The sequence below is a fragment of the Mammaliicoccus sp. P-M58 genome (genome assembly GCF_022386165.1).
Lineage (GTDB): Bacteria > Bacillota > Bacilli > Staphylococcales > Staphylococcaceae > Mammaliicoccus > Mammaliicoccus sciuri.
The window spans coordinates 42,190-53,961 of sequence record NZ_JAJNJI010000001.1 but is presented as its reverse complement, the minus strand read 5'-3'; the positions used below and the strand labels follow the sequence as shown (position 1 = coordinate 53,961).

The following is an 11,772-nucleotide window of genomic DNA, read 5'->3' as shown; positions in this document are numbered from 1 at the left end:
GTATAATTCAATATATACAAAAAGATAATGATGAGGTGAGTTTATTGTCTAAAGATAATTTTAAAGACGAATTCGAAAAAAGTCGTCAAAAGATAGAACGACCTGAAGACAAGACACAAGAAGTAGAAAACAACAACGAAGAGGTACACGATAAAAGTCAGCCAAATCGAAAAGAAACAGACAACAAAAAAGAAGAAAAACAACAAAGTAAACAAGAACAACAATATCCACCAAGAGGCGCATTAAGAAGACAACGTAGAAAAGAAGAAGCTAATAAACAGAAAGCAAAAGAAGAACAACCTAAACAAGAAACACCTAAAGCTTCAGAAACACCAAATAACGAAGATAAGTCTTCTAAAAAAGCTGGAGCAGCTGGCGCTGCAGGTGCAGTTGGTGCCGGAGCAGCAGGTGCAAGTGCTGTTAACGCCAATAAAAACACTCAAAATAATAATCCAAAACAAAAAAGGTCTTTAACAGATAAACCTGAAACTGAGGATCAGCAGCCTAAAGATCAAAATGATCATAAAAAAGCTGCAGGTTCTGCTACTGGTGCAGGCGCTAGTGCTGCAAGTAATTCTGCAAAACAGAATAATGCTAAAGATCAAAACAAAAAAGAGTCTCAAAAAGATAAATCAAAAGGTAAAAAAGGTGCAGCAGCCGCTGCCGGAGCTGCCGCAGTTGGTGCTGGTGTAGCAGCATCTGCTTCATCAAATAATAACAACAAACAAGAATCAAACAGTAAAGATAACAAAGACAAGCAATCTAAAAACAAAAAAGGTGCAGCCGCAGCAGTTGGCGCTGGCGCAGCAGGTGCTGCAGGAGGCGGATCTGCCGGTGGAGGTACACCACCAAGTAATGGTAGCGGTGGACAAAACGGCGATGATGGAAACTCAAATAAATTCAAGAAAGCACTTGTTCCTATAATAGCTGCAATTCTTATACTTGGTGCACTTGCTTTATTCTTAGGTATGTACTTAAATGGTGCAAATAAAGATAATGGTAAAGAAATTGCTGAAAAAACAGAGCAAACAAATAGTGACGCTAAGAAAAAAGCTGATGAACAAGCTGAAAAAGATAGAGCTAAAAAAGAAGACGAAGATAAAGCAAAAGAATCAAATGAAGACTCTGACAAAAACAGTGATTCAAGCGACTCAAATAATGCTTCTGAAAACAGCTCAGACGAAAGTAACTCAGATTCAGACGCAAACGCAAATAGCACTGAAGATAGCCAAAGCAACCAAGATCAAAACAGTGACGATAGCGTAAATCAATATAGTGATAGCGCAAGTAACGAAGATGTACAAAATGCAGCTGATGATGCAGCTAACAACCAAACAAATCAAAATACACAAAGTAATCAAAACCAAAATCAGTCTCAAGAATCACATACTGTAACTGGTAAAGAAAACTTATACCGTATTGCGATACAATATTATGGTAGTGGATCACCAGAAAATGTAGAAAAAATTAGACAAGCAAATGGTATTTCTGGCAATGAAATATCTCAAGGTCAGAATTTAGTAATACCATAGACATAAACAAAAGGGGATGGCTTTATGTATTTAACGAACATTATGATACCAAAAGAAAAATGTTATATCGCGAATCCGAAAGATACGATTCACTCAGCACTTGATAAGTTAGAACATCATGGTATTGATGGGTTACCAGTAGTTGCTGATGGAAAGTATATTGGCATGATCACGAGATATAGTATTTTTAGACATTACTTCTTCAAAAAAGAAAATGTCTCAAGGGATGAATTTATTGAAAGTACTAAAATTGAAGAAATCTTAACATTAGATTTACACTCATTAAATGCAAACCAAGTAGTAGAAGAATCACTACTTAATCTGCAAGACTTTCCAATATTAGCAGTTGTAAATGATGAAAAAGATTTTCTTGGTATCGTAACAAGATATGATGTAATGGAACAATTTAAATCAGCATTCGGCATGAAACAAAAAGGAATCCGTATTGCGATTACTTCTGTAGAAGCTGAAGGCAGAATTAAACGATTATCAAGTATCATTGCGAAATTCAAACTCAACACAATATCATTTGTAACATTTGATGAAACAGATAAAATGTACCGCAGAATGATCATCAAAGTTGAGAAAACAAACAATTTAGACAAATTCATTAAGTATTTAGGAAAAAATGGATTCAAAGTACTTGATGTATCAGAAGAATAAATTAAGTAAGAACCTGAACATGTGAAATGTTCAGGTTCTTTTCATTTTGGCGAAGTTATATATGGTGATAGGTATCTGTTATGAACACTTCTCGCTAAACTTGTTCGTAACGAGGGTCTTGTGAACACTTCTGCCCAAACTTGTTCATAACGGGGGTCTTGTGAACACTTCTGCCCAAACTTGTTCGTAACGAGGGTGTTAGTTACAAAAGTCGACCGAAGTGTTACTACTGGTATCCTTATTTGCACTTCTCACCAAAACTGCTCATAACGCACCCAGTATTTGCACTTCTAACCAAAACTACTAATAACAACCTCAGTATTTGCACTTCTCACTCAACTTGCTTTTAATGACCACACCACACTTCACTCCCGATCTTTTCATATATTCAGTTTCATTTTATTTTACTAATCTCGCATTATTGATATAATGATTGAGGATATTATAAGGAGTGAAAGTACATGCAAGAATATGAAAGCTTAATAATCGGTGGTGGCCCTTGTGGATTGAGTGCAGCAATCGAACAGAAGAGAAAAGGTATTAATGCTGTCGTGATTGAGAAAGGTAATGTTGTAGATGCCATTTATCATTATCCTACTCATCAAACATTCTTTTCTTCTAGTGATAAACTTGGTATTGGTGATGTACCATTTATCGTTGAAGATTTAAAACCTAAAAGAAATCAAGCACTCGTTTATTATAGAGAAGTCGTTAAACATCACCAACTTGATGTAAGAACTTTTGAAGAAGTATTAGCTGTTAAAAAGGTTGATAATAGATTTTTAGTATCAACAACTAAACAAACGTATAAAGTTAGATTCTTAACAATTGCTACTGGTTACTATGGTCAACCAAACGAATTAGAAGTAGAAGGTCAAGAATTAAGTAAAGTGATGCATTATTTCAAAGAAGCTCATCCGTACTTTAATCAAGACGTTGTTATTATTGGCGGCAAGAATTCAGCTGTAGATGCAGCAATTGAATTAGAAAAAGCAGGTGCAAATGTAACAGTCTTATACCGTGGATCAGAATACTCTAAAAGTATTAAACCATGGATATTACCTAACTTTGATTCATTAGCAAAACACGAAAAAATCACGATGCATTTTAACAGTGAAGTAGAACGTATCGATGAAGACACACTTACATTCAATAAAGAAGGTAAATCATATACAATTAAAAATGACTTCGTCTTTGCTATGATCGGTTATCACCCTGATTATAAATTCTTAGAATCTTGTGGCGTAGAAACAATTACAAATGAATTTGGAACTGCACCTTCATATAATAAAGATACAATGGAATCGAATGTTGAGAATTTATATATCGCTGGTGTTATAGCTGCTGGTAACGATGCTAACACGATATTTATCGAAAATGGTAAATTCCATGGTGGCACAATTGCACAAGATATTGAAAGAAAAAAACAAACACCTTTAGAATCATAAAAACAACCATGTTATTGGACAATTAGCCAGTAACATGGTTATTTTTTATGCGAAATATTCAACTAAATTTTCTTTAGATAAATGATTACTTAAACCAACAAGTAGTTTAAGACGTGCTTTCTGTCCATTTAATCCGTTTGATAATATAATACCCATTTGTTGAAGTTGGTATCCGCCGCCTTCATATGCGTATATACCTCCTACAATTCCATTAAATGAACGTGAAACCATTACAACCGGAATATCAGCATCGAGCAAGTTCTGAATTCCTTGTAATGCAGTAGGTGGCATGTTGCCTTGACCAAGCGCTTCTATAATTAGACCATCGTATTGTTTTTCTACAAAGAAATCTAATAAATCACTTGATAGATCCATGTGAGCTTTTACAATGCCTATTTTGATATTCGGATTGATGTTTGGATATTTTTTATATGGAAAAGGTTGATGATGGAATATGACATGCGTCTTTGTAACACTGCCAATTGGTCCATAGTTAGGACTTTGGAAAGTACTCGTGTTTGACGTATGTGTTTTGGTTACATTTTTAGCTGTATGAATTTCATCATTGAATACAACCATAACCCCTTTATTTTGAGCTTCATCTGTAGATGCTACTTTTAAAGCTGAAACATAATTGTATAACCCATCTGAACCTATTTCATTTGAAGATCTCATGGCACCTGTTAAAATAATAGGTAAGTTCGTCTCTATTGTTAAATCTAGTAAATACGCCGTTTCTTCTAAAGTATCTGTTCCATGTGTAATCACAAATGCATCATATTCATCTTTATCAATTGATTCCGTAATAATATCTTTCAATTGATTAATATATTGATTATTCATATGTGGGGAAGGTACTTGGAATGGATTTATTTCTGTAATATCACCTAGAGATTGTATAAATGCTTGATGTCTATGCATCGGATGTTCAGCATTTGTTTCTACTTTACCTGTATCTTTATCTTCAGACATACTAATTGTTCCACCAGTATGTATAACTAATATTCTCTTCATTTCTTTCCTCCTATTCATATGATTATAATTTATGATAAAATATATAAGATTAAAGAACAAGAGAGGTTATACAAATGAAAAAAATAAATATAGCAATAGATGGTCCAGCAGCAGCTGGTAAAAGTACAATCGCTAAACTCGTAGCGCAACATTTTAATATGATATATGTAGATACAGGCGCTATGTATAGAGCGATTACACTTTATTATATTGAGCAAGAATCAGAAGACTTTGACCATCTTGTTAAAGAAATTGACTTAAAAATCGTATTAGATAACGGGCAACGTGTTATTTTAAACGGTAAAGATGTTTCAGAAAGAATCAGAGAAAATGATGTAACCGAAAAAGTTTCATATGTGGCCTCTAAAGAACCTGTAAGAACATTTTTAGTAGAAGAACAACAAAGATTAGCAGATGAGAAAAATGTCGTAATGGATGGTAGAGATGTTGGTACAACAGTATTGCCTGATGCAGAATTAAAAGTATATATGATAGCATCTGTTGAAGAACGTGCCATTAGAAGATTTAAAGATAATGAATTACGCGGAATCGAATCTGATATCGAATCATTAAAGATTGATATTGAACGTCGTGACCAATATGATATGAATCGTGAAATCTCACCTTTAGTGAAAGCAGAAGATGCTATTAGTATCGATACAACTGGATTGTCAATTGAAGAAGTGACAAATAAGATTGTCGAACTTGCAAAAAGCAAAATGCTCTAAATAGTTCGAATTTCTTGACAATTTAGCCGCTTTATAAGAAGTTATTATTATGATATTTATTTAAAGGAGGCAATTTTGATGACGGAAGAATTCAACGAATCCATGATAAATGAAGTGCAAGAAGGTGACAAAGTTAAGGGTACTGTACAACAAGTAGAAGATAAACATGTAGTTGTGCATATAGTGGGTGGTAAATTTGATGGCATCATTCCAATTAGCCAACTGTCAACTCAACACATCGAAACAGCTAACGAAGTCGTCAATATTGGTGATGAAATCGAAGCATTCGTAACTAAAATCGAACAAAATGATGAAAGCGGACATTATATATTATCGAAACGTAAATTAGATGAAAATCTATCATACGAAAAGTTACAAAAGATTTTAGAAGATGACGACACAATCGAAGCTAAAGTAACTGAAGTTGTTAAAGGCGGTTTAGTCGTTGATGCTGGTATTAGAGGCTTTATTCCAGCTTCATTAATCTCTGTGAACTATATTGATGATTTCTCTGACTATTTAGGTAAAGTATTAACACTTAAAGTTGAAGAGTTAGATCAAACAAATAACAGAGTCATTTTAAGTCACAAGAAAGTTGAACAAGAAGCATTAAGTTCTAAAAAAGAAGACTTACTCAATAATATTTCACAAGGTGATGTATTAGAAGGTACTGTCGCTAGAATTGCGAACTTTGGTGCATTCATTGACTTAGGTGGCGTAGATGGACTTGTACATGTATCTGAGTTATCTCACGATCATGTTAAATCACCTGACGAAGTTGTAAAAGTTGGCGATACAGTTAAAGTTAAAGTACGTGCTGTCGATAGAGAAGCAGAAAGAATTTCTTTATCTATTAAAGACACGTTACCAAGCCCATTTGAACAAATCGATTCACAATTCACTGTTGGTGATATCGTACCTGGTAAAGTCGTACGTTTAGCTCAATTCGGAGCATTTGTAGAAATCGCGCCTGGCTTACAAGGTTTAGTTCATATTTCTCAAATCAGCCACGAGCACATCGGTAATCCTGACGAAGTATTAGAAAAAGGACAAGATGTACAAGTGAAAATTCTTGCTGTCGATAAAGATGAAGAAAGAATTTCTTTATCTATTAAAGATACAATCGAACAAGAAACTGATTTTGATGAATCATATTTAAACCAACAAGATACAGATGATGACAATCCTACTTTAGGAGATGTCTTCGGAGATAAATTAAAAGATTTTAAATTATAATATGTGTGTATATAAGAGACTGGAACATAATGAAATGTTTCAGTCTTTTTTAGTTTTTTAATTCGATAGGCTAAATAGTCATCATATGTTAAAATAGAAAGGATTATGAAAGAGAGGAAGTAGGTTTATGACGAAACCCATTATAGCAATTGTAGGTAAACCAAATGTAGGGAAATCTACAATTTTTAATAGAATTATAGGCGAGAGGGTATCTATCGTTGAAGATACACCTGGTATAACAAGAGATAGAATATATTCAAGTGGAGAATGGTTAACACATGACTTCAACTTAATAGATACAGGCGGAATAGATTTAGGTGATGAACCTTTCCAACAACAAATAAGAGCACAAGCAGAAGTTGCAATTGATGAAGCGGATGTTATTATCTTTATGGTTAATGGTCGTGAAGGTGTAACACAAGCTGATGAAATGGTCGCTAAAATATTATACAAATCAAATAAACCTGTCGTATTAGCAGTTAATAAAATTGATAATCCAGAAATGCGTAGTGAAATCTATGACTTTTATTCATTAGGATTTGGTGAGCCATTCCCAATCTCAGGTTCACATGGTCTAGGTTTAGGTGACTTATTAGATGAAGCGGCTAAACATTTCCCTGAAGATGACGAACCAGATTATGATGATGAAACAATTAGACTATCACTAATCGGTCGACCAAACGTGGGTAAATCTAGTTTAATCAATGCCATTCTTGGAGAAGAACGTGTTATTGTTTCACCAATTGCTGGTACAACAAGAGATGCGATTGATACAATATACACATATGATGATCAAGAATATGTATTAATTGATACTGCAGGTATGAGAAAGAAAGGTAAAGTATACGAAAGTACTGAAAAATATTCAGTATTACGTGCTTTAAAAGCCATCGAACGTTCTAATGTCGTACTTGTTGTGATCGACGCTGAAGAAGGCATCATTGAACAAGACAAAAAAGTTGCTGGATATGCGCATGAAGCCGGTAAAGCAATTGTCATTGTTGTTAATAAGTGGGATACAGTTGAAAAAGATTCGAAAACAATGAAGAAGTTTGAAGAAAAGGTTCGAGATAACTTCCAATTCTTAGACTATGCGCCAATTGCTTTCGTATCAGCATTAGAAAAATCACGCTTAAAAACATTATTCCCATTAATTACGATGGCAGATGAAAACCATCGTAAACGTGTACAAAGTTCTACACTTAATGAAGTTATTACAGATGCTGTTGCGATGAATCCAACGCCTACTGATAATGGTAGAAGGTTAAACATTTTCTATGCAACACAAGTAGCGATTCAACCGCCAACATTTGTAATATTTGTTAATGATGTTGAATTAATGCATTTCTCTTACAAACGTTTCTTAGAAAATCGTATAAGAGATGCGTTCGGTTATGAAGGTACACCAGTTCATTTAATCTCAAGAAAAAGAAACTAATATTAAAGGATTGATAACTATGACAAATATAACTGTGTTTGGTACAGGAAGTTGGGGTACTGCTTTAGCAAATGTATTAGCAGACAACCAACATAATGTATTAATGTGGGGTAAAACTGAAACGACAATTAACGAAATCAACAAGGAACATAAAAATACAAAATATTTAAAAGAAATCACTTTAAATGAAAATATTAAAGCAACAACTGATTTAAAAGATGCTGTCCATCATGCATCTATCTTTATTATAGCTGTTCCGACAAAAGCCATTCGTGAAGTGAGTGAAAACATTAATGAAATCGCTTATGGCAAAAAAGTATTCATCCATGTATCTAAAGGTATCGAACCTGGCACTTTCAAACGTATTTCTGAAATGATTGAAGAATCAATCGATAGCAAAATAAATGGCGGTATCGCAGTATTATCAGGACCAAGTCATGCAGAAGAAGTTGCGATTAAACATCCAACAACAGTTTCAGTATCATCTGAAAACGAAGAAGTTGCTCGCTTAGCTCAAGATTTATTTATGACGGATTATTTCCGTGTATATACGAACAATGATCTTGTTGGTATTGAAATAGGTGGCGCGTTAAAAAATATCATTGCACTTGCTGCTGGTATAACTGATGGCATCGGATATGGTGACAATGCGAAAGCAGCACTTATGACGAGAGGTTTAGCTGAAATAACACGATTAGGTGTTAAAATGGGCGCTGATCCTATGACGTTCTTAGGTCTTGGTGGTATCGGTGACTTAATCGTTACTTGTACTTCTGTACATTCACGAAATTGGAAATGCGGAAATATGCTTGGTAAAGGGGCTACATTAGACGAAGCGTTAGAAGAAATGAATATGGTCGTTGAAGGTGTAAGAACAACAGAAGCTGCTTACAACTTGGCAAAAGAATATGATGTTGAAATGCCAATAACATCAGGTTTATATAAAGTGTTATTCGAAGATTATCCAGTTTCTGAAGGTGTCAAAGATCTTATGGAACGTGACAAAAAGTCAGAGAATATTTAAGCAAGAGGGGTATTTAAATGTTTGATATATCAAGAATGGATTTAATGTGGGTGTCATTTTATTCTATTGGTTTTATGATTTTGGCAATTATACTCGTATATTTATCAAGATTTAAATTAAAAAATAAAATCATCAGTAGTATAACAATGTTTTTAGCAGTCATTTCTCTTATTATTGCTGGTATCTTTATGATTGTTGTATTAGGTGGATCCAGCCATGCATAATTACAAAAAAATATCGATCTTATTAATATTAAGTACTTTAATTTTGTCAGCTTGTGCTTTTCCTAATAAAGAGAAAACAGAAAACCAAGTGCCAGCGAAAGACCAATTAAGTATGGTTCAAACAGCGGTAGATGAATACAAAAAGGCGAGTGGTGGGTTATTACCTATCAAAGATAGAGATGATAGTTATTCATTATACTTAAAACACCCAGTTGACTTTAATAAATTAAAGCCAAAGTTCTTATCTCAATTACCAGGTAATTCATTTGAGAACGGCGGTATTTATCAATATGTAATCATGGATGTCGACAAAGACCCTAAAGTGCATTTAATCGATTTAAGAACGTCAGAAGTCTTAAAAGATATTCGAATTCGAATAGATGCATCAGGTAAACCATTACAATTAGGCAAAAAAGTTGCACCTAATGTATATGAAATTGAATACAAAAAATATGGTTTCAAAAAACAGCCAACTGTTCCGAGTCCATATAGTAATGAACGATTACCAGTATATATGAACGGCGGAAATGATTTTGTTATTGATTATAGATTAGATTTAGCAAAAGCAATTAAAAAAGAAAAATCACTTCCTAAACCAGGACAAGATATTCGATATTTATTATACAAAGATTCACCGATATTACCGGCTTATTCGCCTGAATTTACAATAAATAGTAAAAATGAGCCTGTTTTTAAATCAAAAGTGAAAAAATATTAATAAAAATATAGAAATTATGCATTTATAGCTTGTAAATCGTTGCAGTGGCACAGGTTGTTGTGTTAAAGTCTTATCATAATGGTATTTATACATATCATTAGATAACCTTTTGGGAGGTGAAATTGAAATGAACAAAACAGAATTAATCAACTCAGTAAGTGAAAAAGCTAATTTAACTAAAAAAGAAGCTGGTCTTGCTGTAGATGCAGTGTTCGAATCAATTCAAAAATCTTTATCTGACGGTGAAAAAGTACAATTAATTGGTTTCGGTAACTTTGAAGTACGCGAAAGAGCTGCTCGTAAAGGACGTAACCCACAAACTGGTAAAGAAATTGATATCCCTGCAAGCAAAGTTCCAGCTTTTAAAGCAGGTAAAGCATTAAAAGATGCAGTTAAATAATTGATTGTATCAAAGCCCTTTTTAAGGGCTTTTTTTATTTGTCTTATTTCTTTATATGAAATGAATATATGCATTTTCAATTCATTTAACTTAGTGTTAAGATATATAGGTGATATTGTTGAGGTGATAAGATGGATAAAATTGAAAAAATTTATAAAAAAGATATTTCTAATTTGTTAAAAGGTGTAGAGAATAGTAATGTACCTGTAGTTAACCCAATCATAGCTGACGTATTAGATAAAATGAACATCGATACTAATGCTAAGTTAGCTACATTATCTATTGATGCCTCAATGCGCTTTTTAAATAGAATAGGCGAGCCAAATGTTTCTAATCAAGATATCTTAATAGGTGATCTTGTTAGTGCATATTTTTATAAATGTGCTACATTAAATAAAGACCTCGTATTTTTAGATATTATGACTCAAGCAATTAGTAAACAAAATGAATTAAAACAAACGTTGGCTCATGATAAAATAAATCAAGATACAGCTATTATAAAAGAAATAGAGTCAATCTTTATTACAACAGTGATTGATTACTACAAAATTAATATGGATAAAGAAAACTTAAAAGATCAAATTTATGCATATTATTATTAAAGAATAACTACATTTTTAAACTTAAAGGAATGAATAACTAGTGGATAATAAATCGAAATCAGAACACGTACATGAAGTTTTCCAAAATATATCAGGTAAATATGATACATTAAATAATATCATCAGCTTCGAGCAACATAAAAGATGGCGTAAATATACAATGAAACAAATGGATGTTAAACCAGGTTCTAAAGCTTTAGATGTTTGCTGTGGAACTGCAGATTGGACAATTCAATTAAGTCACGCTGTCGGACCATATGGTGAAGTAGTTGGTATCGACTTTAGTGAGAATATGCTAGAAGTCGGTAAGAAGAAAACAGACAACATGGCAAATATTCATTTAATTCATGGTGATGCTATGAACTTACCATTCGAAGATAATGAATTTGATTATGTCACAATCGGATTCGGCTTACGAAACGTACCCGATTATAAACATGTCTTAAGTGAACTTAAGAGAGTCGTTAAACCAGGCGGTATGGTTGTATGTCTAGAAACAAGTCAACCAACAATGCCAGTATTCAAACAATTATATAGATTTTATTTCAAAAATATCATGCCACTATTCGGTAAAATTTTTGCAAAATCTTTACAAGAATACAACTGGTTACAAGAATCTGCCGGAAACTTCCCTGGCAAAAAAGAATTAGCAGAAATGTTTGCTGATGTTGGTTACGAAAGAATTAAAGTAAAAAGCTTCACTGGCGGCGTTTCAGCAATGCATTTAGCTTACAAACCTAAATAA

At 33.3% G+C, this 11,772-nt stretch carries 13 protein-coding genes; 12 read left to right on the top strand and 1 reads right to left on the bottom strand.

Annotation, left to right across the window (positions count from 1 at the left end; translation table 11 throughout):
- Window positions 1–44: 44 nt before the first annotated feature.
- The 3 genes from LQ694_RS00235 to LQ694_RS00225 all read left to right on the top strand — a co-directional run bounded on the left by LQ694_RS00235 (window position 45) and on the right by LQ694_RS00225 (window position 3,643).
- A complete protein-coding gene (locus LQ694_RS00235) occupies window positions 45–1,532 on the top strand; it encodes a LysM peptidoglycan-binding domain-containing protein (RefSeq protein ID WP_218696532.1) in 1,488 nt (495 codons plus the stop codon).
- A gap of 24 nt (window positions 1,533–1,556) precedes the next feature.
- Window positions 1,557–2,195 (top strand): CBS domain-containing protein, encoded by a 639-nt coding sequence (locus LQ694_RS00230; RefSeq protein WP_049318824.1) that lies wholly within the window; start codon window positions 1,557–1,559, stop codon window positions 2,193–2,195.
- Between the two features lie 461 nt (window positions 2,196–2,656).
- Window positions 2,657–3,643 (top strand): YpdA family putative bacillithiol disulfide reductase, encoded by a 987-nt coding sequence (locus LQ694_RS00225; RefSeq protein ID WP_204200935.1) that lies wholly within the window; start codon window positions 2,657–2,659, stop codon window positions 3,641–3,643.
- A gap of 45 nt (window positions 3,644–3,688) precedes the next feature.
- Here the strand turns inward: LQ694_RS00225 and LQ694_RS00220 are convergent, their stop codons facing one another.
- A complete protein-coding gene (locus tag LQ694_RS00220; protein WP_218696533.1) occupies window positions 3,689–4,657 on the bottom strand; it encodes an asparaginase in 969 nt (322 codons plus the stop codon).
- A gap of 74 nt (window positions 4,658–4,731) precedes the next feature.
- Here LQ694_RS00220 and cmk point away from each other — a divergent pair, with 74 nt between their 5' ends.
- From cmk to LQ694_RS00175, 9 genes are all read left to right on the top strand, one after another.
- Complete coding sequence (gene cmk, locus LQ694_RS00215; protein ID WP_218696534.1) at window positions 4,732–5,385, top strand: (d)CMP kinase; 654 nt, start codon at window positions 4,732–4,734, stop codon at window positions 5,383–5,385.
- Window positions 5,386–5,463: 78 nt separating this feature from the next.
- A complete protein-coding gene (rpsA, locus tag LQ694_RS00210) occupies window positions 5,464–6,621 on the top strand; it encodes a 30S ribosomal protein S1 (RefSeq protein WP_058611251.1) in 1,158 nt (385 codons plus the stop codon).
- Window positions 6,622–6,748: 127 nt separating this feature from the next.
- Window positions 6,749–8,059, top strand: a complete 1,311-nt coding sequence (der, locus tag LQ694_RS00205; RefSeq protein WP_025907085.1) for a ribosome biogenesis GTPase Der — start codon at window positions 6,749–6,751, stop codon at window positions 8,057–8,059.
- A gap of 19 nt (window positions 8,060–8,078) precedes the next feature.
- A complete protein-coding gene (locus LQ694_RS00200) occupies window positions 8,079–9,083 on the top strand; it encodes an NAD(P)H-dependent glycerol-3-phosphate dehydrogenase (protein ID WP_058611252.1) in 1,005 nt (334 codons plus the stop codon).
- Window positions 9,084–9,100: 17 nt separating this feature from the next.
- Window positions 9,101–9,307, top strand: coding sequence for a DUF2768 domain-containing protein (locus LQ694_RS00195; protein WP_025907089.1), 207 nt, complete (start codon window positions 9,101–9,103; stop codon window positions 9,305–9,307).
- Window positions 9,300–10,025 carry a hypothetical protein gene (locus LQ694_RS00190; protein ID WP_058611253.1) on the top strand — a complete coding sequence of 242 codons (726 nt, stop codon included), beginning with the start codon at window positions 9,300–9,302 and terminating at the stop codon, window positions 10,023–10,025. Before LQ694_RS00195 ends, LQ694_RS00190 begins: the two co-directional genes overlap by 8 nt.
- A 127-nt stretch (window positions 10,026–10,152) precedes the next feature.
- Window positions 10,153–10,425 carry an HU family DNA-binding protein gene (locus LQ694_RS00185; protein ID WP_016912122.1) on the top strand — a complete coding sequence of 91 codons (273 nt, stop codon included), beginning with the start codon at window positions 10,153–10,155 and terminating at the stop codon, window positions 10,423–10,425.
- A gap of 131 nt (window positions 10,426–10,556) precedes the next feature.
- Entirely contained in the window at window positions 10,557–11,027 is a 471-nt protein-coding gene (locus LQ694_RS00180; RefSeq protein ID WP_049318829.1) for a hypothetical protein, read from the top strand.
- A gap of 40 nt (window positions 11,028–11,067) precedes the next feature.
- A complete protein-coding gene (locus LQ694_RS00175; protein WP_048539778.1) occupies window positions 11,068–11,772 on the top strand; it encodes a demethylmenaquinone methyltransferase in 705 nt (234 codons plus the stop codon).